The organism is Rhizobium sp. SU303 (assembly GCF_021052345.1).
Classification (GTDB): domain Bacteria; phylum Pseudomonadota; class Alphaproteobacteria; order Rhizobiales; family Rhizobiaceae; genus Rhizobium; species Rhizobium laguerreae.
Window position 1 is genome coordinate 831,855 of record NZ_CP088095.1, and the last position, 21,821, is coordinate 853,675.

The following is a 21,821-nucleotide window of genomic DNA, read 5'->3' on the forward strand; positions in this document are numbered from 1 at the left end:
ATCAAGCAGCCGTTGCGTTACCGGCAAGACCCAACTGGCGCTGGAGAATGGACGCCGCGTTGTAGCAATGAAAGGAGACGACCTTTCCATCTCGCATGTGAAAGACATCGCAGCAAGGAACATCGATGGTCCTGCCGGTCGGAGGGACTGTGCCCGCTGACGTCACCAATGCTCCTTTGTGGGTGCCGCGAATGGCAAGCTCGACCACGATGACATCTTCCATCGCGTAGATGTTGAAGAGTTCTCGGTGAATATCTGGAAAGGCCTGAGCCATGCCGCCCGCGACCATGGCGATATCCTTGCCGCGGAACTCCATGTCGGTCGGGATATCCCGCACATAAGCATCTTCAGAGAAGAAGGAGACGAATTTGCCGACATCCAGTCCATCTCCCTCTGCTGCGGCGTATAGCTCTTTGATCGTATGGATATCGTCTCTCATTAACAGCTCCTCGTCCGAATTCCGGCTATCCCGAACTCTGCCGGCCGAAGGACAGAAGACATGTAGACGCCCACTTGCTCTATGGGTAGAACATACCAAAAGGTAAGTGCGGGCTTTTTAATGGACGGACTGAAGACTCAATGTGGCCTGGACGTTTCGCTGTCGGTCATCGGCGGCAAGTGGAAGCCTTTGGTGCTTTACCATCTCCGGGATGGCCCCACGCGATTTTCCGAGATCAGAAGGCGCGTCGGAGGCATCAGCGAAAAAGTGCTGATCCAGCAGCTTCGGGAGTTGGTCGCAATGAACGTTCTTGTACGCCACGATCACCAACAGGTGCCTCCGGTGGTCGACTATGCGCTGACACCGTTCGGTGAAACGCTCGTTCAGGCGCTGGTTCCGCTCTGCGAATGGGGCAATCAAAACCGTGCACAGGTAGCGGGCACGCTGCAGCGATCGTCGAAGGTGGCATCCAGTTGAGACGCGGATGAGCCCGATGACCAGTTGGCCCCGGTCGAAGGTGTACTGGCGGCAACGGTACGGAAGTATTTCCGCTTTGCGCCTTCACCCGAAATACTCATTCGATGGGCATGAGGCTCGGCTGCCTTTTCGAAACCCGAAAGACGCAGAAAGATTACGAGAGGGCTTGGCCAAGGCGGGCCTTCCTGACTGATCTGAGATATCAGAGTGGAGCAGCCGGGCATTGTCTGGCGGGGGATGTAGGCGGTCAGGTGACTTGTCTAGCGACTGTTTTGCGCCTCTTCTCGCTCATAGAGGCAATTGTTGCCGCTCCCCGAAAGCGGCCGGGCGAAAGCAGCTCGTTCTTTCTAAGCTGAGGTAGTCCGGACAACGCGGAGTAGCGGTACTGTGCCTTGGACGTTGGACCACAGCCCCAAGCTGTGATCAACAACAATTGAACGTCTGTCAGAATTGCAAAAAGTGTGCATAATTGACAAATGAGAACAATCAGTTGTTGATACTGATCGCGAAGAGGTTGGGAGGCCTCTTGTTCAACTTAGCAGACTATCAGGAAACGCAGGGAGAATTCGACTACAATCCAGGGAGGAAGAACAATGACCAAAAAGGCAGTATCGCGTCGAGAGTTGCTGGGAGCCTCTACGCTCGTTGGAGTAACCGCAGTTGGGGCTCTTGCCGCCCCGGCCGTGCTGGCCCAGGCACCCACCGTCATTAAAATGCAAACATCCTGGCCCGCGTCGGACATCTGGATGGATTTTGCCCGCCTGTACGTCGAACGGGTCGAACGAATGTCCGGCGGACGCCTGAAGTTCGAACTAATGCCTGCCGGTACGGTCGTCGGCGCGTTTCAGGTGCTCGACGGCGTCAACGATGGCGTGATCGACGCAGCCCACACCGTTCCCGTCTATTGGTACGGAAAGCACAAGGCAGCCTCCCTCTTCGGTACCGGGCCGGTATTTGGCGGCAGCGCAACCACCATGCTCGGATGGTTCCATCAAGGTGGCGGCAAGGATCTCTACCGAGAACTCACCCAGGACATCATGGGGCTGAACCTTTACGGCTTCTATGGCTTCCCGATGCCCGCGCAGCCGTTCGGCTGGTTCAAGAACCCGGTCGCGACGGTGAACGACGTCAACGGCCTCAAATATCGTACGGTCGGGCTCGCCGCCGATCTCATGCAGAATATGGGCATGAGCGTCGCTCAACTTCCGGGCGGCGAGATCGTGCCGGCAATGGAGCGAGGTGTGATCGACGCCTTCGAGTTCAACAATCCCTCCTCGGACCTACGGTTTGGTTCGCAGGATGTCGCCAAGAACTACATGCTGTCGTCCTACCATCAAGCGAGCGAATCTTTCGAGTTCCTCTTCAACAAGGATGTGTTTGACGACCTTCCCGAAGATCTGCAGGCGATCCTGGAATATGGCGTGGAGGCAGCAAGCACGGCGATAACAGCGTCCGCGATGGACAACTATTCAAGCGACCTTCAAAAACTCCAGGCCGAACATGGCGTGACCGTGCACCGCACTCCAAAGGAAATTCTGGATGCGCAACTGAAGGCCTGGGATGAGATCATCCCCACGCTTGAAGCGGATGCGTTCATGAAGAAGGTGCTCGACAGTCAGCGGCAGTGGGTGGAGAGGGTCGTGTACTACGAATTGATGAACTCCGCCGATCTCGCACTCGCCTATGAGCACTATTTCCCCGGAAAATTGAACCTCGGAAAATAGATGGTGAAGGCCCGGTATTTCCGGGCCTCGTCCCTCATCGAGATTAGGGAGGCGCTTGCATGCTCCGTTACATTGCATTCGCCGACGAATTGTCGGCGTGGTTCGGCAAGGTGTTCGCGTGGGGGATACTCATCATGGCCTTCGGCGTCGGCTATGAGGTTGTTGCACGCTACCTCTTTCGCGCGCCGACCCCCTGGGCCTTCGATCTGAGCTACATGCTCTATGGAACGATCTTCATGATGGCGGGAGCGTATACCCTCTCGCGTGATGGCCATGTGCGCGGCGACTTCATCTACCGGCTCTGGAAACCGCGCACCCAGGCCAGGCTGGAACTGGTGTTGTACTTCATCTTTTTCTTTCCCGGTATTACCGCGCTTGTGATCTCGGGCTGGAAATATGCCGCACGCAGTTGGGGCTATCTGGAGGTCAGTTCCAACAGTCCCGCCGGTGTGCCGATCTTCCAGTTCAAGGCCGTGATCGTCGCCGCCGGCATTCTCCTGTTCCTGCAGGGCGTGGCGCAGGTCTTCCGCTGCATTCTCTGCATAAGGACGGGCGAATGGCCGAAGCAGGCCGAAGATGTCGAAGAACTGGAAAAGGTACTACTGGAAACAAAAAGCCTGGACGTGCTCAAGTCCGAGGACGAGGGTTTCCTTCCGTCGCGGGAAGTTGACGCTGGACGTGAACCACGGGATCGGGACGCTCAATGACGGATGCACATATCGCCGTCGGGATGCTCCTCATCCTGATCCTCGCCATCTTCCTCGGATTCCCGGTGGCGTTCACCTTGATGGCTCTGGGTGTCGGCTTCGGATACTATGCCTATTTCGATGCCGGCCGCATGTGGCGCGGCTATGACCGCGCGCTCGAATCCGGCGGCGATGCCTTTACACTGGCGCAGACCTGGATCGGCGGTTTCTTCAACAACCGGATCTTCGATCTGTTCGTCAACCAGACCTACTCGGTCATCCAGAACGACGTGCTGACGGCTATCCCGCTGTTCCTGTTCATGGGCTACATCGTCGAGCGAGCCAACATCGTCGATCGGCTGTTCTCGACGCTATTCAGCGTCACGCGCCGGGTGCCCGGCTCGATGGCGGTCGCCGCCCTGGCCACCTGCACACTCTTTGCCACGGCAACCGGCATCGTTGGGGCCGTGGTGACGTTGATGGGACTGCTCGCCCTACCAGCGATGCTGAAGGCAAAGTACGACGTGCGCTACGCGACGGGCGTGATCTGCGCGGGCGGCACGCTCGGGATCCTGATCCCGCCTTCCATCCTGCTGATCGTCTATGCGGCCACCTCCGGGATCTCGGTTGTCCGAATGTATGCGGCGGCGCTCCTGCCCGGCCTCGCCCTGGCGGGGTTTTATCTCATCTATGTCGTGGTGCGAGCAATCCTGCAGCCGCAACTGGCGCCGCGGCCAACGAAAGAAGATGTGGGCGAGCACACGCCGGTCCAACTCGCCTGGATGATGCTTACATCCTTCGCGCCGCTCGCCTTTCTGATTCTTGCGGTGCTGGGTGCCATTCTCTTTGGCCTTGCAACGCCGTCGGAAGCCGCCGCAATCGGCGCATTGGGGGGACTGGCGCTTGCTGCGGCCTATCGGGCGCTGACCTGGCAGCGACTGAAGGAGTCGGTGTATCTGACGGCGCGAACGACCGCGATGGTCTGCTGGTTGTTCGTCGGTTCGGCGACCTTCGCATCGGTATTCGCCTATCTCGGCGGCCAACAGTTCATCAGTGACTTCGTGACCGGCCTGGACATGTCGCCGCTGATGTTCCTGATCCTGGCCCAGATCATCATCTTCATTCTCGGCTGGCCTCTGGAATGGACTGAAATCATCGTCATCTTCATCCCGATCTTCATTCCGCTGCTGCCGCATTTCGGGATCGATCCGCTGTTCTTCGGTATTCTCGTGGCAATCAACCTGCAGACGGCCTTTCTATCACCACCCATGGCGATGTCGGCATACTACTTGAAGGGCGTCTCGCCTCCGCATGTCAAACTGACAGACATCTTCCGCGGCATGATGCCGTATATGTTGATCGTCATTCTCTGCATGGTGGTCATCTATCTGTTCCCGAGCATCGTCTACATGCTGCCGAATCTACTCTATGGAGTACAGAGATGACGCAGTGTCTGGCCAATTCCGAAAGGATAGACCGATGAACAGAAGCCGGTTTTTTGCCATATTTGCATTCGTGACGCTTGTCGCGTTCTGCGCGGTCATCCTGGCGTTTGTTCCACGGTTCGATTTGGCCGCTGCACTGCTGATCGGGATTGTCCCTGCGGGGTACGACATCTGGGATCAGCTCTTTCGGCGACGCCCGTCGAAATCGTCTGGATAGACTGCAATCGTTCAACCGCCGCCCTTTCGTGACGGCAATCCGCTGCAAAAAGCCCGATCGTCCATCGACCGGTCATGGCGCTAATCTTCGAGACTGCCTAGAGCATCTACGCAAGCTACGACCGTGACGCCGGTTACGCTGCAATGCCCGCTCACGGCGCACCGTTGCCATAGATATCAAGGCCGCCTTTGACCTCATGTCGGTCGTTAAAGCTAGATTGTCCGACTTCTAAAAGCGGACATCGCCCATGACTCCACTATGTATTCGCCAGCAACGTTGTCGCCAGTTCGTTCGCGGCTGGGCCGCGCGCTCGCCTTCGGGACGCCCAACTCTCTATCGAACTGGAGCTCAACGCGGCCGCCGCAGCATCGGGACGAGCGTCGGCGACGAACCGACCTGGATCGCGCCGAGCGGTTCGAAGCCGTAGCGTCGGTAGAACGGAATGTTGCGCGGGTTCGAGGATTCCAAATAGGCTGGTGCGTGATCGTGATCGCACCATGCGAGCGCATACGCCATCAAGGCGTCGCCGTGACCTTTGCCTTGATGCGCCGGGTCGACGCCGATCAGGGGCAGGTACCAATGTGGTTCGGTCGGGTGGTACTCGGCCATCTGCTCGAATATGGCCGTGGTTTCGGGGGCAAGAGCGGGCGCAACTGTGCTCTCGAGCACCGCACCAAGTCCTTCCTCGTCGGAATGCACTCCGGGCGGTAGCCACAGCGCCGTCCCGGCGTAGCCGTCGGTGCAAAAGGCGCTTCCGTTAGAGAATGCGCTGCTCCCGAACGCCCGGATCATTCGCGGCATGGCCGCAAGGTACTGGTGTGCATGCGGCCAGGTCCACCGCGCCATAGGATCCGCTGCAAACGCCAGCAGGACCGTTTCGGCCGCCAGATCTTCCTCGGCCGCGGCCATGACTCTCACTGTTGGCGATTCCATACTGCCCTCCTGAGGTAAGTGGTCCGGACGCAGCGACCGCGCCGGTTCTCAGCTAGCCCACCTTAATACCTATGACGTGGGAGCGAAACCGACTGCTACTGGGGCTCACCGAGCCGCTATCCATGCCGCTAACAGTTTCTCTTATTCGCGACCTACTGCTGAAGCTCGGCATCATGCGCGGCTTTCAATGCGTCGCATCCTCCAAGCTCTTTCGTCGTGGCCGACGCCCACTCCTGCACCTGCGGTTCGGAGATAGCCAGACCGGGGTCTCCATTCTGAGCGAGAAGCTTCAGGCTCGCTCCCTCCATCTTTGCAATCGCCGCCTCGACATCGGAATAGATCTCTGTTCCAGGGCCACAACCTTGTTTCTCGACATATTGTAAAAATCGCGGGCGCATCGGCTTCCGCTCCGCCCCGCAATACCTCTCCGCAAGCACATGCATGATCAGCGCGTACTCGATTCCCATGAAACGCGACTCGATCGGTTCGTTAGGCTTGAAACTGTTTCTGCAATAATTTGGCGGTTCTGCATGGGCGGTAGCGAGCGGCACGGACGCCAATATTGCGCCAAAGAGATAACGAAACACTGCTCTCCTCCGGATGTCGATGTCGTCGGTTATGGGCATAGCCTAGGCCAGACTCTCTACGCCTGAAAGCGGGTTCGCTCATCATCTGCCGATATAGGCGGCCAGTTCCTCCGGCGTGCCATTGGGGAAGGCCTGCTTGAGGAAGTCGAGGAACGCCGAGACGCGCGCGCTGAGCAGCCGCCTTGAGGGGTAGAGCGTCCAGAGAGTGACCTCGGGACCGTCGATATCTCCCCAATTGACCAGAGTGCCGTCCGCCAGGTCGTGGCTGACCAGCGAAATGGGAAGACGGCCTGCGCCGACGCCGGCGCGCACCGCATCGCGGATGGTGATGAGCGTTGACAAGGTGAGCACGGGCTCGATCTTGATCGTCGACCGGCCGCCTGATGTCTTCACCTGCCATGTCTGCGCTTCGGCTGCGCCACGCGCAACGCCGGGCGCAGCGCGTCCGCCGGTCGGGCGGGGAAGATCGGGGCTTGCCACCACCACCAGCCGGTCGCGCAGAAACGCCCGTCCGACCAGGCTTTCGTCGGGATCGGGATTGACCCGGATGACCAGATCGTAGCCTTCCTCGATCATATCGACGGACCGGTCCTCGCTCGTCACCTCAAGCATCACCTCCGGATATTTGAGGGCAAAGCCGGCGGCGATCCTGCCCATGGCGGTCTGGGAAAAATGCAACGGTGCGCTGATCCGCAATCTGCCCTTGGGTTTCTGACCGCCGGAGGCAATCGCCGCAGCCGTCTCGTCCAGTTCGGCAAGCAACGCCGCCGTCCGCTCGAACAGCGCCCGTCCTTCCTCGGTAAGTTTCAGGTTACGCGCGCCGCGTTCAAACAGCCGCAGAGCGAGACTGCTTTCCAGCTCGGCGACACGCCGCGACAATGTCGCCTTCGGCCGGCCGGTCGCCCGTGCCGCTTTGCCGAAGCCACCGTGGCGGGCGACGAGATTGAAATCGGCAAGCGCAAGAAGATCCATGAGCGTTCCACCAGCGAGACTGTCTGTCTAAAATCGCCGTCTATCGGACTGCCAGTGAACCACACATATTCGAGGTGTCAAGCAACCCAATACGGAGAAACACCATGACCATTCTCGTTACCGGCGCCACAGGCAATGTTGGCCGCCAAGTCGTCGAACACCTCGTCAAGCGCGGCGCCGATGTCCGTGCTCTTGTCCGCGATCCGTCGAAAGCCGAATTCCCGGCTGGCGTCAGCGTCGCCCAAGGCGACTTCCTCGACGTCGACTCCCTGCGCAACGCCATGTCGGGCGTGTCGACGCTGTTCCTGCTCAACGCCGTGGTGCCGGACGAATTTACCCAGGCTCTGATTGCGCTGAACGTCGCCCGATCGGCCGGCATCGAGCGGATCGTCTACCTCTCGGTGATCCACGCCGACGTCTACGTGAACGTGCCGCATTTCGCCGGCAAGTTCGGCGTCGAGCGGATGATCGAGCAGATGGGTTTCAAGGCGACGATCCTGCGCCCGGCCTACTTCATCCAGAATGATCTGATGGTCAAAGACGTCATCACCGGCTACGGCGCCTATCCGATGCCGATCGGCGCCAAGGGTCTCGCCATGATCGACGTGCGTGACATCGCCGAGATCGCCGCCCTTGAGCTGCTGCGCCGCGAACAGTCCGCGGAGCCGCTGGCGCTCGACCGGATCAACCTCGTCGGTCCGGAGACGCTGACCGGAGCCGGTATCGCCGCCATCTGGTCGGACGTGCTCGCCCGCCCGATCGCCTATGGCGGTGACAATACCGAGGGCTTCGAGCAGAATCTCAGGCAGTTCATGCCTGCCTGGGCGGCCTACGACATGCGGCTGATGGGCGAGCGTTTCCTGACCGACGGAATGCTGCCTGAGACCGGCGACCTCGAACGTCTGACAAAGCTGCTCGGACGCCCGATGCGCTCCTATCGCACCTTCGCCACGGAAACCGCTGCCTCCGCCTGAGGCAGCAACAGCGATCTCGAAAGGACGATTACCATGATCTATTCGACCGCCACAGTTCCGGTGAACCCGGAAGGCGAAACCCCTTTAACGCGCGCCGAGGCCTGGCAGGGTCTCGAACGCAAGGCGCGCGACGCCCGGCTCTTTCTTCCCGCCGGTCTCTGCACTCGCTGCGATGTCGTGGAAGAAAGCCCGACCCACTTTGTGCGCGAGGCGACGATTGCCGGGCTGGACCTGCGCGAGATCATCACCCTGGAACAGCAAAGCAAGGTCACCTTCTTTCAGGCGACGGGGCCGCGCGAGGGAGCGATCGTCAACGAGCTTTTCGAAGATGAAGATGGCCAGCTTCAGCTGCGCTTCTACTGCTATCTCGGCCTGCGCGGCAAACAGCCGAACGGCCCGGAAGAGCAGGCCGAGCAGGCACAGTTCGACGGCGAAACCGGCTACAAGGCGGCCTTGCTGTCGACACTGAAGCGAACCCGCGAACTGCTGGCAGAGGGAAAGCTCTGAGCATCAAGAGGAACACGAACAACAGGGCGACCTCTTAACGAGGCGCCCTGCCTTGCTGGGGCACAAGCGACAAGGTGTCGAATACCGGGCAGGGCCCGAGGCCGCCACTCGCGAAGGCGCGAAAACCAGTTCAGGCAAGACTATCGCGAGCTTTCCAGGCGGCCATCGGAGCGCAGAAGGTTCAGCCAGGCCCGGGACGCTTTCTCCCCGCCTGTGCTCCCGAAATGGCAATCGTCGTAGCGGTCGTCTCCATCGAGTAACGCGTCGGAATTGACGCCCTCTCGGATACCGTGGCCGCTTTTTGACAAGGCCACTTGCGCCCGCACGACCGCATTGTCTGGGATATGCTCCTTGAAGCCGCCGTTGCTCGGTTCGAGGCATTTCGATGCGATGGAAATGTAAACGGGTGCTTCGACGCCGTGCTGACGCAACGTGTTGACCATCGACATGAAACGTTCCTGGTAGGCCTCCGCAGTGGTGCCGATAACCAGGTCCGCCTCTCCTTGCACCCAGAGGACGTTCGTTATCCGGTAACCGGAATCCTGAAGCTGTTTCACTGTATCGACCAGCACGGGACTGAAGTCACCACCTGCCGCCCATCGTGCGACCTCAGATCCGGAATAGGCGAGGGGTGCGAGGATGACGTTGTCATTTTGTCCCGATGCGATCAAACTATTCGCAAGCAGCGTCCAATACTCTCCCCTGGTATTGGTCGATCCAAGAAGTGGCGAAGCTGCGATGAAGCAGCGTTTGTCCAAGGCGTTTACAACGCGAGCGCCATAATTCGACCGGTGCCGTTGTCCTCCGTAGTTGGCCGCGTTCGATTGGCCAAGAATGAGTAAGACAGCAGTTCGGTCGGTCTGAGGCGGGCAGGCCACAAGCGTTTTTGATTCATCCCCGATAAGTCGTCCCTTGTCGTCGAACGTATAACGGCTTGGAGCCGCCACCTTCTCTCCGACAACCATTTTCTTCAGCGCCGAAAGTTGTGGCCAAGGAAAGATCTCATGTCTCGCGCTCATGCCGCCGAGAAAGTAGATGGCGATCAAGGCGGCCAGGCCGACTGCCATTGTTTTACGCATGTCGTTGCCTTTCAAACATTATCGATTATCGGAACGGTCAAGGCTGCTCCAGCCATGAAGGTTCCTTTACACACCAGCCACATCCGCTTCTTCGGGGCATGATCCTTCAAAAAACAGTTCGTCACGAAGATCGAGCCCCATCGACGACTATTTCCCTGGAGCCGCCGCAAACCTGCTCTAAACTATAGACCGGACCAGTGATTACAATCATCCGGATGGGTTAGATCGTGCCCGCTATGGGCGGGTCCAGATAAAACAGCGAGCCACCGATCGTACGCGCGAAATCGCCGCCGGGCAGGTCTCCAGCGGACCCGCGAACTGCTGGCAGAGGGAAACTCTGAAATGTCCTCCGATCGAAACAGCCATCATCCGTCTTGGCGCATCAATTCTCCGCCCTAGCTCTGCCCACGGCATGGAGGAAGACGATGAAGATGCAGAAATTCGCAATTACCGATGCGGTCCTCGAGCGTTCCCCCGGACAGGAGGCAGACATCTCCGTCGGCAATCTGGTCGACGAGCGGCACGGAGGGCCGATCACCATCGGCTATGGGCGTTACGCGCCCGGCCAGAGCCTGACCGAGACGATTGTTGTTGACGACGTCATGATCGTTCTGGAAGGGCGGCTTTCGGTCGCGACAGAGGCGGGAACGGTCACCGCCGGACCGGGCGAGATCGTCTACATGCCCAAAGGTGAAACGGTGACGATCAGCACGCATGAGGAGGGCGCGCTCACCGCCTATGTCACCTATCCGCATTGGCGCCCGGCGCACGCCTGAACCGGAGCGCTTTTGCTCACTGCCTGTCACGGCGCTTTTTCCTGTGACACCCGTTCAGTGCCTTTGCCAACGCCTTTCACCCTGGCAAAAAGGTCCTTCGCCCGTGCCTCCTAGGCTGGGAAAGGGTTTCGCCACGCATCCAGTTCTTCAAGCCGGTCGTACCACGCCTGTATATGCCGAAACTCGGCAAGTGGAATCTCAGCGGAAGTCGCATAAGGAAGTGCAGCGGCCAATGCGAAATCCGCGACGGTCAGTGTCTCCCCGACGGCGACGCTGTTCTTGGCCAGATGATCGTCGAGCACGCGAGCATGGGCTCGAAAACTCGTCTTCGCATTTTCGATCACGGCGACGTCGGGCTCACCGCCGAACAACGGCTTGATCAAGGTTTCAAACCAGAGCGTTGCCCCGTGCTGGGTGAAGTGACTGGCATCCCAACTCAACCAGCGAAGCACGTCGATCTGGCGGTGGTCATGCGGCCAGAAATCCGATGCGACGCTGTCAGACAGCCTGCACATGATGGCGTTCGCTTCCCATAAAGTTCCGGCATCATCCTGCAGCACCGGGACTTTCCCGTTCGGGTTCAGCGCCAGGAATTCTGCGGTGCGCTGTTCTCCGTTTGCCAGATCAACCCTGACGAACTCGACGTCGGCTTTCAGATAACGAGCGGCGGCGCAGGCCTTCCGGGGATTGAGCGTCTCGCAATAATAGAGCTTCATCGCCGCCTTACGCATGATCCGGCCCTTCGGATTCAGTCCCGAGAAACAAGCTCAATCGCTCGAAACTTTGCGACCAGCCGTCTCCATGACCCTCAAGGGACGATGCGCTATCAAATCCACTCTGCCGAAAAGTCATTTCCGTGCCTCCGCCGCTGTCCTTGAACGTGATGGTGACGACCGTTTCCGGGCTATTTTCGCCGGTTGCGAGCTCCCAGGCATGTGTGAAGACGAGCCTGTGCGGCGGCTCGACCTCAATATATTTTCCGCCGACCCAATGCTCTTCTCCATCTGGTGCGATCAGACAGGCGCGGTGTCTACCGCCGGGCCAGGCTTCGAGCTTGTCGCCCACCGCCTTGAAGCCGTGCGGACCGCACCATTGCGCCAACGCTTTCGGGTCGATCCATGCCCTGAAAACCAGATCGCATGGAGCATCGAACTTTCGGACAAGAACCAGGTCGCGGGTGTTGTCGGTGTCGGTCTCTGAATTAGTCATTTTCATATCCTTGTACCTTGGACAGATAGTCATCGAGACGATCAAAGCTTTGATCCCAGAAGCGTCTGTAATCGGCGATCCAATCAGCAACCGTCTTCAACGCGGCCGGCTCGAGGACGCGGGGACGCGAATTCGCTTCACGGCCGGAGCGGATCAACCCGGCCTGTTCCAGGACCTTGAGATGCTTCGATATGGCAGGCTGAGACAACTCGAAGGGATCAGCGAGTTCAGCCACCGTCGCCTTGCCGTTGGCAAGCCGCCCAAGAATTGCTCGCCTCGTGGGATCGGCGAGTGCGGAGAAAATCGCATCGAGCTTGTCGTCCATATATCACCATCTAGCTATATATCTGTATGGATATATTGCGGACAGCGTAATGTCAAAGGTAATTTTGCATGGTCGAAATTGATGGCTCCCGATCATGTCGGGATAGGTCGCTTGTTCCTGCTGCAGACGCCACCCCGCGCTCCGTCCTCCTCGGGCTTTACACTTGACCCGAGGATCCGCTCTGGCCTCCTCAATCAGCAGCGGGCATGGATCCCAGGCTCAGGGCCTGGGATGACGGAGGAGGGGGCGGGTTTTCGCTAACCAAAGGGAGGTTGAGTGAGGCTCGAAGGTGGCTGCCGCTGCAATCAGGTGGCGCCAGCAACCACATGATATTGCTTCGCCCACGGCTGTCGGTGAAAGCGGCCGACCGCGCCCAAGACCAGATCACGGCAACAGCAATCAGGGTGACAAAGACCCTCAGCGGCGCAAGATGCGCATAGTCGCGGTGGCGTAGAACCGTGAAAACCGCAGTTGCGATGATGATCGGAAGTCTCCGGCGCTCAAGGACTTGAGCGCAATGGATTCCTGTGACGAGCACAGGAAGGAGGGAGATCGAGGCGGCGCTTTTGCCAATCTTTCTGCCCTGGCGGCTGGCCGGAATTTCTGCTTCCGGGCATCTTTCCCCGCTGAGGAGAAGAGGACAAGTGTAGCAGCGCCTTCCTTCCCCTTGCCAGCCGCGCGCGGCGCCTGGCGCTCAGCCGTCCAACCAGGCGGCGAGGCCATCCAGCGTCTGCAGCCCGTATTCCACCGCGCCGAAGCCGATGACCACCTGACGCCGCTTGGCGCTGGGGTGGAGCTGGCGCATGGTCAGCACCGTCTTGCCGTCGGCCTGCTCATCGAAGGTCACCGTGGCGCGGAAACGGTCGGGGTCGTCAGGGTCGGGCGTGCCATAGTCCATTACGATCCGCTCGTTCGGCACGATCTCCAGAAAGCGCATGAGGTTCGGGAAGCGCTGCTCCCGGCCCTCGAACACGCCCACCATGTCGAACCGCCAGACCCCGCCCTCGCGGATATCGGCTTCGTGGGTCTCGATGCTGAGGCCGGCCGGCCCGTACCATTCGCCAAGCGCCTTGGGATCCATCCAGGCGGCAAAGACCTTGTCGCGCGGGTGGTTGAGCAGCTTCACCAGCACGATTTCGCGGTCGAGCGACCATGTCTCAAACAGGCTTGCCATGTCCTTCATCATCCTCTTCGGTTTTGTCCAGGTAGACTTCCAGGCGATCCAACCGCTCGGTCCAGCGCCGGCGCTCCGATACCATCCAGTCCGCCGCCTCGTCGAAACGCGCCTGCACCAGCCGGCACCAGCGGCTGCGCCCGCGCTTCTCGCTGGCGATCAGCCCGCAATCTTCCAGCACCTTGAGATGCTGGGCGAAGGAGGGCAGCGCCATGTTGAAAGGCTCAGCAAGCGCGCTGACCGGCAACTCGCCCTCGACCAGACGCGACACCACGGCACGGCGGGTCGGGTCACTGAGAGCGTGAAAGGCGAGGTCGAGGGGGGTCGAGTGGTAAGGCATATCAATCCGTAAATTGGTCGGTGGCGGCGGTCAAGGATAAAAAGGTACTTGCCTTAGTGTCCGGCTCCAAATATGAAGGCAGTTGCCTTAGTGTCCAGCCCTGAATGGTAGGGCGGCTGTGGTGCAAACAACCCGCAAGGAGGATTCCCAGTGGTAGTTCGTGTCGATCTCATGATCTCGCTCGATGGTTTCGCGACAACGACGGACCAGACGCCCGAAAGCCCGTTCGGTGAGGACTGGCCGCGTCTCGTCGGCGCGTATGCGGCAACGCGAACGTTCCGTGAGCGCGTGCTCAAGGATACGACGGGGGAAGGGACCACAGGTCTCGACGACGACTATGCGAAGGAATATTTCGAGAATGTGGGCGCCGAGATCATGGGCGCCGGCATGTTCGGTCTCCACAACTTTCCCGACGATCCGAATTGGCGTGGCTGGTGGGGCGACGAGCCGCCGTTCGGCTGTCCGGTCTTCGTCCTCACCCGCAAGCCACGACCCTCCCTGGAGATGGCCGGTGGCACCACTTTCCACTTTCTCAATACCAGCCCTGATGATGCGCTACAGCAGGCCGTAAGGGCCGCAAACGGCAAGGATGTGAGGATAGGCGGTGGTCCTACCGTCGTTCGCGACAATCTCAAAGCTGGCCTTGTCGACCGCCTTCATGTTGCCATCACGCCGATTTTGCTCGGGCGCGGCATCCGCCTATGGGACGATCTGCGCGGTCTGGAAGCTGGCTACACCGTCAAGGCGGAAACGGCAGCGAGCGGCACCATCCACCTCACTTTCCAACGCTAGCCGCTAGCCTCCGGCCGATCTCGGCCCCTTGCATGACGCCGATCCGCGTGCTAGACACTGAACTATATGGTTCAGTTTTCGACAGCTCGCCTTGATGCCTCCTTTGCCGCGCTCTCCGATGCCACGCGACGCGGCGTTCTGGAACAGCTCGGCAGTGCGGATGCTTCGATCACGGAGCTCGCAGAGAAATTCCACATGACCCTCACGGGCATGAAGAAGCACATCGGCGTCCTGGAGCAGGCGGGGCTGGTGACGACGGAGAAGGTCGGGCGTGTGCGGACCTGCAGACTGGGCTCACGCGGGCTCGAGGAAGAGGCGGCCTGGATCGAAGCGCGCCGTCAGATCTGGAACGCACGCTTCGACGCGCTTGATGACGTCATCGAGGCCCTGAAACGGAAGGAGAAAGCCGATGGGAGACAGAGCGAGTAACGGCCGCACGGTGGTCGAACGGAGGTCGGACCTCGAACTCGTGGTGAGGCGTACCTTCAACGGCCCGGTTCGCCTCGTATTCGACGCGTGGACCAAGCCCGAATTGTTCAAGCTGTGGTGGGCGCCGAAGTCGATGGGCGTGCCCCTGCTTTCCTGCGAGATGGATGTTCGCACCGGGGGCAGCTATCGCATCACGTTCGGACACGACGCCTCGGACGCCATGGCCTTCTTCGGCAAGTATCTCGACGTGTCGCCGCCATCGCGCCTCGTCTGGACCAATGACGAAGGCGGGGAGGAGGGCGCCGTCACCACGGTGACCTTCGAGGAAGAGGAAGGCAGGACGCTGCTGGTCCTGCAGGAACTCTATCCCTCGAAGGAAGCGCTCGACCAGTCTTTCGTCGGCATGGAAGACGCACTGCCCGAGCAGTTCGAGCAGTTGGATGAACTACTCATCACGCTCAGCGCGAGCGTGTGACAGCTCGCCTTCAACTCAACTGATTAGACCGCTCGAACTTCGGCAAGCCGCTTGACTGCGTATTCGTCCTGCCAGCAGACGGCGGCTTCCCATGCGGCGGATGCTTGCGCGGCGATGTCATGGGCGCCGTCGTCGAGATCGGCAGCGTTGTCGGGCAGCACCAGGTCAAGGTCGGGGACGTCGACGTGTGTTTCATCCCAGTCGATCAACGCGACCCGATCTGCGGTGATGCGGACGTTGCCAGGGCTGTTGGGGTTGCCGTGGACAACACATGTCTGACGCCCGATGAGCCGCGCCCACGCTGCTCGACAACGAAGAACGCCTTCAGGCGGCATCGCGGCAAGGTTGATCCTCGTTCCGGTCTCAGTATGCAGGAGGTCGATCGATGATCGCCAGCCCGGGCGCTGCGGCCAGCCCTGCGTCAGCCGATGCAGCTCGCGCAGCGTGTCGGCGACGCGACGCCAGTCGGACTCCGTCTCGGGCGGTCCGCCCTCCATGTATTTCATCACCACCAGACCGTCCACGAACAGTCGGCCGTCAGTCGTCGGGATCGGTCCCGGAACGGTCATGCCTTCACGGTCGAGGTATTGGAGCAGCTCGGCTTCCCATTTAAGATCAGCGTCGCTCCTGGAGCCGAGACGAGCGACCGCGATCTGCCCGTGGACGCGAACGCTCCACACGTCGTTGGCAACGCCACCCGTGAGCCGTTCGATGCGAACCGCGTCTTCACTCCATTGCCCGAGTGCTTCCCATCCCATTGGCGATACCCTTGGCGGTCGTGATCAAAACAACGAAAAAAATAGAGAAAGTTTGCGACGCCACAAGGGCCGCTGGCGGCGCGAAGCTGCCGTTGGTAGCAACCCGAACGCCTCATTCATTCCTGCGCCCTCAGGCTTTCTCCGACAAGCTCCCATAGATCGACCTTCTCGGCGCGCCTTGACCTGCACCAGGCCAAGCGAGCGAAGGGCGAAGCGATCGGCGACGGCGTCATCAGGGGATGCCAGCGCTGATGCTATGCTTTATGAGTGTGTGGACCAGCTTCGTCTGGTTGGGTGGGAAAGGGCGCATCGCGAGATTGCGGGGGTCGTTGGCCGTTCATCTCCTTCACGGCCATATCCCAAATCTCGGTGTCCTTCCCTTCGGGGCAACCTTGACGTTCCCAAATTGCGTATGCGCGACGGCGTAGCTGCTCTTCATCGGTGAATTGCATTGTCGTGTCTCCAGGATTTTGCCGAGGGGCGGCTCAGGCGCCGATAAACATATAAACGACGATCGCTATCGACACTGCCATTCCGGCCAATACCGCTGTCTTGATCGCGAAGGACTTGAGAGGATGGTCGCAGACGGCGCGAATGACTTTTTCGGGCTGAAAGCGACGGGCGTACGTAGGCAACATCTCGTCTTCCTCATTGTCAGGCCCGTGTTTTGCAACGTCTATACGGCCGTAATACTGATGCCACAGCGCGCTTCAAGTAAGTGAAAGTCAAACCAATACGGAAAAATACTTTGGATAAATTTTCGGAACTTTATCGGCGCCAGCAAGTTTGGTCGCCGACATGAAGAACGCTGACACAGCGACCCCTCTTTCATGTCCATTCCTGAAATTTGCCCTGCAATTGCGGGGTCTTTTCGGTTGGGTGGACTGCCAGGCAAGTGGTCAAAAGGTAGGCTGCTCTTCAACCAATGCCGGAGCGCGGCAACCACGCGATCAGCTCTGATGCTCCACCCTCGATCATCCTGTTCTAGTCGCTGATATCCCCAACCAACTCCCATAGATCGACCTTCTCGGCGCGTCCCTTAACCGGTACAAGGCCAAGCGGGCGTAGGACAAAGCAATCGGCGACGGCGTCGTGGATGGCGACGCTGACCAGGATCGAGGTGTTGAAGTCCTTGTTCAGTCCTTCGAGCCGTGAGGCGACATTGATCGTATCGCCCATGGCCGTGTACTGTTGCCTGGAAATCGCGCCGAAGCTGCCGACGACCGCCGGGCCGGTGTGCAATCCAAATCGGGTGATGAGCGCGGGACGGCCATTCCGGCGGTTGGCTTCATTCAACTCGTCGATCGCCGCTTTCATGGCAAGCGCGCATCGGCAGCCGTTTTCGGCATGTCTGGCATCTGGAACAGGGGCGTTCCACATGACGAAAATGGAGTCGCCGAGATATTGCACGACAGTGCCGCGATTGCGCTCGGCGATCGTGTTTAAGAGTTCGAAATAGGCCGACAATGTATCGACCACGTCCTCGGGCGAATGCTGCTCGGATATGGTGGTGAAGTCTCTGATGTCGGTGAAGAGCACCGTCACATCCTGTCGCTGCGCCTTGGCGACCGCTCGCCCTTCGGGATTGACGATCCGCCTGACGACTTCACGCGGAACATAGAGGGCAAACTGGCTGATGGCATGGCGGCTTGCCGCCAGCGCGCTCGCCAGCGTGTTGATCTCCGATATGAAGGAATGGGAGACACCTTTCTCGCCGACGTCGAGATCGCCGATCCTGCGCGCCTCGTCGGCCAGCCGATAAAGGGAGCGGCTGACCATGCGCGAGAGCATCACCGAGGCGGCGACACCCGCGATCAGGAAGGCGGCCGCAATCAGGAGATTGTGCATCAGCAGCCGATTGGCTTCAGCTACCAGATCTTCCAGGGGCACGACGATTGCGGCGACGCTTCCCTTGAACAGACCGGACACACCGACGGGGGCGATCTGCAGGATCTGGCGTTCGCCATCGAGATCGATCCGCACCACGCCGCCGCTTGCAAAGGCTGGATCCCGCCTGAGCCTTGCCACCGTTTCGAGGCTCGTGTCGTAACTGTCCGTCGTCGTATCGACGGCAACGGCGCCATCGGCATTTTTCGACCATATGCCGAGTAGCCTGTTCATGATTGCCGGGTCGGAATGGGCGATCAGATCATCGGCGTCATCGATGATATAAGCGCGCGCCCGCGGCGAAATCTCCTCAGCATCCAGCAGCCGGCTGACAGTCATCAGGTGGATGTTGATACCGACGACAACCTGATCGTCGTCTCTCATCGGTGCTGCGATCGTCAGCGTTGGAAGCTGCAGCGTTCCCGCAACATAGGGTCCGACGGATACTTCCTCGCCGTGCTGGATGACGAATTGGTACCAGGGGCGTTGCCGCGGATCGAATGATGCATAATCGACGTCACGCTCGGCGATCGGCCTTGCCTGGAGGTCGAGGAAGCGAAACGTCGATATGACGTCGGGCCCCTGTCTGCGTGCTATCGTGCGGATCGCGAAAGCCGTGCCATCGGGTGCTGCGAGGATCCGGCGGACATCCTGCCTTTGCATGTTGATGACCTGCAGATACGAGCCGTCAGGATAGCCGGTGTAGACGCTCGTCGCGTTGGGGACGTTTCTGAGAACCTCCAGAAAGAATTGCTGTTTCGCCGTGATATCCTGGGGCGGCGGGGAGGTAAGCTGCGGCAGGGTCGATGCCAGTGCCACCGCCTCGGTGCCGCCCTGCAGCGTATTGCGGTACCCCTCGATCAGCCGCAGGCTCATCTCGCGCATCTGCTGCACGCCCGCACTGACCGCAGCATCGCTTCCTTGCCTGAACGCCAGCCAGATGATGGGCGTCGACGTGCAAAGCAGCGACGCGACGACCAGGACGCCGAGATGCAGTCTGAGCGGTTTAGACCAGTGCACGAGATTTCCCCCGAAATGCGGACACGTCTCAGCACACGAAGCATAGCCAACGATGGCAGCTAACTGCTTTTTGAAAACTTACACAAGGCGGTGAGTGCGGTCGCACCGCCGCTGCACGTTTCGGCAGAACAAGATCGCCGACCGTGTGAGCTGTCGCCGATCATGATCCACACCGGCCTCCATTAGCAACGGGCATGGATCCCAGGCTCAAGGCCTGGGATGACGGAGGGTGGAGCGGGGTTTCGACAAGCAAATGGGCGGCAAACTATCAGTAGACGCCGTGGCAACGAACCAGGTCCTCAATGGTCTGTTCGTACTGCTGGCGTTCGAACTCAAATGGGCCAAAGCTCTCATAATTCCGCCTTGGCCGATGCGGCTGGCTGAACCCGTCCCATATCACCTTGTTCTGGTGCAGGCGAACATGGGCGACAAGGGGCCAGCATCCGACCTCGCCACATTCACACGACAAGACATAGATTTCGCCCTGTCCACCGCCTTGTACGGGCTCCTCCCGTCCAAGGAAGTAGCTCGATAGCGGACCGAAGCGGTAGAATGAGGGTATGAGGCCGCCATATCCGCCGGCGGGATCGCTCTATACCCGGCGGCTCGTTCAAAGTCCGCCACGAGCTGATCCAAGCCCACTCCATCCACGCACGGAACGATGGCGACTGTCTCTTCGTCCTTATTTTCGAACTTGAAGCTGAGAACGTTTTTCATCTGCTCTGGATAAAACCGGTCGGCGCTCGCAGTCAACTTCCCCTATCAGGCGGGCGTCGCCTAATGGCGTTTGAGACCTCGGCGGCGCCTTGCATGGGTAAAATTGCGGGGCAGAATATTGGTGTTGATGGCAGCCGATCATGTCCGGATGCGTCGCTGTCCTTGCTCCAGACGCCGCCCCACGCTCCGTCCTCCTCGGGCTTGACCCGAGGATCCACTCTCGTCTCGATTCAGCAGCGGGCATGGGTCCCAGGCTCAAGGCCTGGGATGACGGAGGCGCAGCAGGGCAGGTTTTGCGAAGCCCCTGCTGGCGCAGGGGATGGCATTGAGTATTCGAAATTTCGCCCGCGCCAATCTATGATAGGGACCGAACGGAAGATCTCGCCCTCGATCGGCTCAGGCCCGCTTCCGCCGCATCTGCGTGACGCTCCGCCAGACGGCCGACACCAGGAAATAGAAGGCGCCGAGGCCGGCATAGCCGGCGATGTTGGCGATGGATGGCGCTTCCGGCATTTGCGCCTGGGCGATGAAGAAGGCGCCTGCCACCGCGGATTGGCCGCCGCTGAGGATCATCGCCCACTGGCCGCCATCGGTCTTCCATCGCCGGACGGCGGTTCCAAGCTGCAGCAGGCCGGAAAAGATCGCCCAGAAGCCGAAGACGCCGAGGACCCAGTTCATGCTCATCGTCAGGGCGACGACCACGGCCGCTGTCGTCACCGCGCTGACGGCGACGTTGATCGCCTGGCTGCGGTTGTTTGCCAGGCCGCCGTTCCGCGCTGCGTCGATGAGGTTGGCGGCGGCATCCCAGGCCGGGTAGACGATTAGCAATGCTGCCGCGACGGCGAGAGACTGGCGACCGGCCGTCAAGGCTGCGGCGACCCAGATGGCGGAAAAGGCGGCGCGGGTGAAGTAATAGCGCGTCAGCCACTCTTCCCTGTCGCCGGACGCGACGGTGGTTTGATCGGTGGTCATCATGATCTCTTTCCTGAATGTGATGGTGTTGGTCTGATAGGGACGGGCTCACCGTCACGAGCGGTGGCGTCCGTCATCGAGATTGGGTTTCACGGAACCGCCCCCAGCACCGCCGGGCTGCTGTCGCGACGACGTCCTCCGTCGTTCGGGTCCATCGGCTGCGGTCAGGCGACATTCCCCGGTAAATCGCCGGTCGAACCGGGGGCGGCCCGGCCGACCGGCGACGACGTGGTCACATGGGCGGGACCACGCCATTTTTGCCGACAAGCACCTGATGGGCGAGGGGGCCCGAGGCAGCCTCTTCGGCGGGGATGAAGACGACGGCGCCGGGGAGGAGATCGTCCTTGGTGGCCGGAGCGATGGTCACGACCGGCGTGCCGTCCGGAATGGCGATCTTCTTTTCCTTGCCGTGATAGGAGACGGTGACGGTGCGGCCGTCGACGCCCTTGACGGCATCGGCCACGGTCGCGTTGGTCATGCTGCTGTTGGGCTTGAGATCCCAACCGTAGCTGCCTTCACCGGCACCCTTCATCGCCGGCGGGAAGATCAGCACCTCAAGCGCGCCATCACCGCCGCCTTCACTCGGAAGGGAGGCGATGCCGACGAAGTCGCCCGGCTTGATGTCGGTGACCGCGGCATTTGCGACGCTCGCCAGTTTCCAGCCGTCGGCGAGGGTGACATCGACCGTCTCTCCCTCGCGGGTCTTCACCGTGAGGGCGGAGCCGCTATAGCTGACGATGCTGCCCCTGACATGGACCTGCTCGGCCTTCTGGTCTTCGGCATGGACGGGTGCCGCCGACGCGATAGTGGTGAGCCCCAGGAGGAGGGCGGGGAGAATGTTCTTGATCATGTCGTTCTTCCTACTAGTTGGTAGTTTTATTGAACGTCGTTATTGCTCCGGGCTTTA

General features: G+C 60.1%; 25 protein-coding genes and 1 pseudogene. 10 read left to right on the forward strand and 16 right to left on the reverse strand.

What is annotated here, in order from left to right:
• Position 1: 1 nt before the first annotated feature.
• Complete coding sequence (locus tag RlegSU303_RS04135; protein WP_020485976.1) at positions 2-439, reverse strand: ester cyclase; 438 nt, start codon at positions 437-439, stop codon at positions 2-4.
• Between the two features lie 120 nt (positions 440-559).
• Between RlegSU303_RS04135 and RlegSU303_RS04140 the strand changes: the two genes are divergently transcribed.
• The 4 genes from RlegSU303_RS04140 (at position 560) to RlegSU303_RS04155 (ending at position 4,771) form a co-directional block, all read left to right on the forward strand.
• Positions 560-916: a winged helix-turn-helix transcriptional regulator gene (locus RlegSU303_RS04140; RefSeq protein WP_017959440.1), complete on the forward strand. Its 357-nt coding sequence runs from the start codon at positions 560-562 to the stop codon at positions 914-916.
• A gap of 593 nt (positions 917-1,509) precedes the next feature.
• Complete coding sequence (locus RlegSU303_RS04145) at positions 1,510-2,640, forward strand: TRAP transporter substrate-binding protein (RefSeq protein ID WP_222034640.1); 1,131 nt, start codon at positions 1,510-1,512, stop codon at positions 2,638-2,640.
• A 59-nt stretch (positions 2,641-2,699) separates the two neighbouring features.
• Positions 2,700-3,347 carry a TRAP transporter small permease subunit gene (locus tag RlegSU303_RS04150; RefSeq protein WP_017959442.1) on the forward strand — a complete coding sequence of 216 codons (648 nt, stop codon included), beginning with the start codon at positions 2,700-2,702 and terminating at the stop codon, positions 3,345-3,347.
• The gene (locus tag RlegSU303_RS04155) at positions 3,344-4,771 is read left to right on the forward strand and encodes a TRAP transporter large permease (protein ID WP_077976769.1); all 1,428 of its coding nucleotides are present in this window, start codon (positions 3,344-3,346) and stop codon (positions 4,769-4,771) included. Before RlegSU303_RS04150 ends, RlegSU303_RS04155 begins: the two co-directional genes overlap by 4 nt.
• Positions 4,772-5,336: 565 nt before the next feature.
• On the opposite strand, the gene RlegSU303_RS04160 is transcribed toward RlegSU303_RS04155, so the two are convergent.
• The 3 genes from RlegSU303_RS04160 to RlegSU303_RS04170 all read right to left on the reverse strand — a co-directional run bounded on the left by RlegSU303_RS04160 (position 5,337) and on the right by RlegSU303_RS04170 (position 7,480).
• A complete protein-coding gene (locus tag RlegSU303_RS04160) occupies positions 5,337-5,921 on the reverse strand; it encodes a GNAT family N-acetyltransferase (RefSeq protein ID WP_131710181.1) in 585 nt (194 codons plus the stop codon).
• Positions 5,922-6,073: 152 nt separating this feature from the next.
• Positions 6,074-6,508 carry a hypothetical protein gene (locus tag RlegSU303_RS04165; protein ID WP_131720284.1) on the reverse strand — a complete coding sequence of 145 codons (435 nt, stop codon included), beginning with the start codon at positions 6,506-6,508 and terminating at the stop codon, positions 6,074-6,076.
• Between the two features lie 81 nt (positions 6,509-6,589).
• A complete protein-coding gene (locus RlegSU303_RS04170) occupies positions 6,590-7,480 on the reverse strand; it encodes a LysR family transcriptional regulator (RefSeq protein WP_131720283.1) in 891 nt (296 codons plus the stop codon).
• 104 nt (positions 7,481-7,584) lie between these two features.
• Here RlegSU303_RS04170 and RlegSU303_RS04175 point away from each other — a divergent pair, with 104 nt between their 5' ends.
• Positions 7,585-8,454 (forward strand): SDR family oxidoreductase, encoded by an 870-nt coding sequence (locus RlegSU303_RS04175; protein ID WP_131720282.1) that lies wholly within the window; start codon positions 7,585-7,587, stop codon positions 8,452-8,454.
• Between the two features lie 33 nt (positions 8,455-8,487).
• Positions 8,488-8,961: an SRPBCC family protein gene (locus RlegSU303_RS04180; protein WP_168277327.1), complete on the forward strand. Its 474-nt coding sequence runs from the start codon at positions 8,488-8,490 to the stop codon at positions 8,959-8,961.
• Positions 8,962-9,101: 140 nt separating this feature from the next.
• On the opposite strand, the gene RlegSU303_RS04185 is transcribed toward RlegSU303_RS04180, so the two are convergent.
• On the reverse strand, positions 9,102-10,040 hold the full coding sequence (locus RlegSU303_RS04185; RefSeq protein ID WP_222283538.1) for a sialate O-acetylesterase: 939 nt from the start codon (positions 10,038-10,040) through the stop codon (positions 9,102-9,104).
• 425 nt (positions 10,041-10,465) lie between these two features.
• Here RlegSU303_RS04185 and RlegSU303_RS04190 point away from each other — a divergent pair, with 425 nt between their 5' ends.
• A complete protein-coding gene (locus tag RlegSU303_RS04190) occupies positions 10,466-10,816 on the forward strand; it encodes an ethanolamine utilization protein (protein WP_026158575.1) in 351 nt (116 codons plus the stop codon).
• Between the two features lie 110 nt (positions 10,817-10,926).
• Here RlegSU303_RS04190 and RlegSU303_RS04195 read toward each other — a convergent pair whose 3' ends face one another.
• The 6 genes and pseudogenes from RlegSU303_RS04195 to RlegSU303_RS04215 form a co-directional block, all read right to left on the reverse strand.
• Positions 10,927-11,547 (reverse strand): glutathione S-transferase family protein, encoded by a 621-nt coding sequence (locus RlegSU303_RS04195; RefSeq protein WP_179038969.1) that lies wholly within the window; start codon positions 11,545-11,547, stop codon positions 10,927-10,929.
• The gene (locus tag RlegSU303_RS04200) at positions 11,540-12,025 is read right to left on the reverse strand and encodes an SRPBCC family protein (RefSeq protein ID WP_231283844.1); all 486 of its coding nucleotides are present in this window, start codon (positions 12,023-12,025) and stop codon (positions 11,540-11,542) included. The genes RlegSU303_RS04195 and RlegSU303_RS04200 overlap by 8 nt, the downstream gene beginning before the upstream one ends.
• Positions 12,018-12,350 (reverse strand): ArsR/SmtB family transcription factor, encoded by a 333-nt coding sequence (locus RlegSU303_RS04205; protein ID WP_017959456.1) that lies wholly within the window; start codon positions 12,348-12,350, stop codon positions 12,018-12,020. Before RlegSU303_RS04205 ends, RlegSU303_RS04200 begins: the two co-directional genes overlap by 8 nt.
• Before the next feature lie 376 nt (positions 12,351-12,726).
• Positions 12,727-12,831, reverse strand: a pseudogene (locus tag RlegSU303_RS34485) (DoxX family protein); the annotation flags it as partial.
• A gap of 213 nt (positions 12,832-13,044) precedes the next feature.
• Positions 13,045-13,533: an SRPBCC family protein gene (locus tag RlegSU303_RS04210; protein WP_205913588.1), complete on the reverse strand. Its 489-nt coding sequence runs from the start codon at positions 13,531-13,533 to the stop codon at positions 13,045-13,047.
• Positions 13,508-13,864, reverse strand: a complete 357-nt coding sequence (locus RlegSU303_RS04215) for an ArsR/SmtB family transcription factor (protein WP_231283486.1) — start codon at positions 13,862-13,864, stop codon at positions 13,508-13,510. Before RlegSU303_RS04215 ends, RlegSU303_RS04210 begins: the two co-directional genes overlap by 26 nt.
• 150 nt (positions 13,865-14,014) lie before the next feature.
• Between RlegSU303_RS04215 and RlegSU303_RS04220 the strand changes: the two genes are divergently transcribed.
• The 3 genes from RlegSU303_RS04220 to RlegSU303_RS04230 all read left to right on the forward strand — a co-directional run bounded on the left by RlegSU303_RS04220 (position 14,015) and on the right by RlegSU303_RS04230 (position 15,560).
• A complete protein-coding gene (locus RlegSU303_RS04220; protein WP_231283487.1) occupies positions 14,015-14,656 on the forward strand; it encodes a dihydrofolate reductase family protein in 642 nt (213 codons plus the stop codon).
• 66 nt (positions 14,657-14,722) lie between these two features.
• A complete protein-coding gene (locus tag RlegSU303_RS04225) occupies positions 14,723-15,085 on the forward strand; it encodes an ArsR/SmtB family transcription factor (RefSeq protein WP_222283537.1) in 363 nt (120 codons plus the stop codon).
• Positions 15,066-15,560, forward strand: a complete 495-nt coding sequence (locus RlegSU303_RS04230; RefSeq protein WP_222283536.1) for an SRPBCC family protein — start codon at positions 15,066-15,068, stop codon at positions 15,558-15,560. The genes RlegSU303_RS04225 and RlegSU303_RS04230 overlap by 20 nt, the downstream gene beginning before the upstream one ends.
• Before the next feature lie 23 nt (positions 15,561-15,583).
• On the opposite strand, the gene RlegSU303_RS04235 is transcribed toward RlegSU303_RS04230, so the two are convergent.
• The 5 genes from RlegSU303_RS04235 to RlegSU303_RS04250 all read right to left on the reverse strand — a co-directional run bounded on the left by RlegSU303_RS04235 (position 15,584) and on the right by RlegSU303_RS04250 (position 21,764).
• Positions 15,584-16,318, reverse strand: a complete 735-nt coding sequence (locus RlegSU303_RS04235; protein ID WP_231283488.1) for a phosphotransferase enzyme family protein — start codon at positions 16,316-16,318, stop codon at positions 15,584-15,586.
• A gap of 254 nt (positions 16,319-16,572) precedes the next feature.
• A complete protein-coding gene (locus RlegSU303_RS34490; RefSeq protein ID WP_222283534.1) occupies positions 16,573-16,770 on the reverse strand; it encodes a DUF2934 domain-containing protein in 198 nt (65 codons plus the stop codon).
• Positions 16,771-17,302: 532 nt separating this feature from the next.
• On the reverse strand, positions 17,303-19,225 hold the full coding sequence (locus RlegSU303_RS04240; protein ID WP_231283489.1) for an adenylate/guanylate cyclase domain-containing protein: 1,923 nt from the start codon (positions 19,223-19,225) through the stop codon (positions 17,303-17,305).
• Positions 19,226-20,338: 1,113 nt separating this feature from the next.
• Positions 20,339-20,917, reverse strand: a complete 579-nt coding sequence (locus RlegSU303_RS04245; RefSeq protein WP_222329486.1) for a DUF308 domain-containing protein — start codon at positions 20,915-20,917, stop codon at positions 20,339-20,341.
• Between the two features lie 229 nt (positions 20,918-21,146).
• Complete coding sequence (locus tag RlegSU303_RS04250) at positions 21,147-21,764, reverse strand: hypothetical protein (RefSeq protein ID WP_231283490.1); 618 nt, start codon at positions 21,762-21,764, stop codon at positions 21,147-21,149.
• Between the last annotated feature and the right edge of the window lie 57 nt (positions 21,765-21,821).

What these genes read in the sequence shown, in the direction of transcription:
- RlegSU303_RS04230 (WP_222283536.1), top strand. Translation starts at nt 15,066, where the DNA reads ATGGGAGACAGAGCGAGTAACGGCCGCACGGTGGTCGAACGGAGGTCG.
- RlegSU303_RS04180 (WP_168277327.1), top strand. Translation starts at nt 8,488, where the DNA reads ATGATCTATTCGACCGCCACAGTTCCGGTGAACCCGGAAGGCGAAACC.
- RlegSU303_RS34490 (WP_222283534.1), bottom strand. Translation starts at nt 16,770, where the DNA reads ATGCAATTCACCGATGAAGAGCAGCTACGCCGTCGCGCATACGCAATT.
- RlegSU303_RS04135 (WP_020485976.1), bottom strand. Translation starts at nt 439, where the DNA reads ATGAGAGACGATATCCATACGATCAAAGAGCTATACGCCGCAGCAGAG.
- RlegSU303_RS04190 (WP_026158575.1), top strand. Translation starts at nt 10,466, where the DNA reads ATGAAGATGCAGAAATTCGCAATTACCGATGCGGTCCTCGAGCGTTCC.
- RlegSU303_RS04150 (WP_017959442.1), top strand. Translation starts at nt 2,700, where the DNA reads ATGCTCCGTTACATTGCATTCGCCGACGAATTGTCGGCGTGGTTCGGC.
- RlegSU303_RS04160 (WP_131710181.1), bottom strand. Translation starts at nt 5,921, where the DNA reads ATGGAATCGCCAACAGTGAGAGTCATGGCCGCGGCCGAGGAAGATCTG.
- RlegSU303_RS04245 (WP_222329486.1), bottom strand. Translation starts at nt 20,917, where the DNA reads ATGATGACCACCGATCAAACCACCGTCGCGTCCGGCGACAGGGAAGAG.
- RlegSU303_RS04205 (WP_017959456.1), bottom strand. Translation starts at nt 12,350, where the DNA reads ATGGACGACAAGCTCGATGCGATTTTCTCCGCACTCGCCGATCCCACG.
- RlegSU303_RS04225 (WP_222283537.1), top strand. Translation starts at nt 14,723, where the DNA reads ATGGTTCAGTTTTCGACAGCTCGCCTTGATGCCTCCTTTGCCGCGCTC.
- RlegSU303_RS04145 (WP_222034640.1), top strand. Translation starts at nt 1,510, where the DNA reads ATGACCAAAAAGGCAGTATCGCGTCGAGAGTTGCTGGGAGCCTCTACG.
- RlegSU303_RS04250 (WP_231283490.1), bottom strand. Translation starts at nt 21,764, where the DNA reads ATGATCAAGAACATTCTCCCCGCCCTCCTCCTGGGGCTCACCACTATC.
- RlegSU303_RS04200 (WP_231283844.1), bottom strand. Translation starts at nt 12,025, where the DNA reads ATGACTAATTCAGAGACCGACACCGACAACACCCGCGACCTGGTTCTT.
- RlegSU303_RS04210 (WP_205913588.1), bottom strand. Translation starts at nt 13,533, where the DNA reads ATGAAGGACATGGCAAGCCTGTTTGAGACATGGTCGCTCGACCGCGAA.
- RlegSU303_RS04215 (WP_231283486.1), bottom strand. Translation starts at nt 13,864, where the DNA reads ATGCCTTACCACTCGACCCCCCTCGACCTCGCCTTTCACGCTCTCAGT.
- RlegSU303_RS04235 (WP_231283488.1), bottom strand. Translation starts at nt 16,318, where the DNA reads ATGGGATGGGAAGCACTCGGGCAATGGAGTGAAGACGCGGTTCGCATC.
- RlegSU303_RS04170 (WP_131720283.1), bottom strand. Translation starts at nt 7,480, where the DNA reads ATGGATCTTCTTGCGCTTGCCGATTTCAATCTCGTCGCCCGCCACGGT.
- RlegSU303_RS04140 (WP_017959440.1), top strand. Translation starts at nt 560, where the DNA reads ATGGACGGACTGAAGACTCAATGTGGCCTGGACGTTTCGCTGTCGGTC.
- RlegSU303_RS04175 (WP_131720282.1), top strand. Translation starts at nt 7,585, where the DNA reads ATGACCATTCTCGTTACCGGCGCCACAGGCAATGTTGGCCGCCAAGTC.
- RlegSU303_RS04185 (WP_222283538.1), bottom strand. Translation starts at nt 10,040, where the DNA reads ATGCGTAAAACAATGGCAGTCGGCCTGGCCGCCTTGATCGCCATCTAC.
- RlegSU303_RS04155 (WP_077976769.1), top strand. Translation starts at nt 3,344, where the DNA reads ATGACGGATGCACATATCGCCGTCGGGATGCTCCTCATCCTGATCCTC.
- RlegSU303_RS04195 (WP_179038969.1), bottom strand. Translation starts at nt 11,547, where the DNA reads ATGCGTAAGGCGGCGATGAAGCTCTATTATTGCGAGACGCTCAATCCC.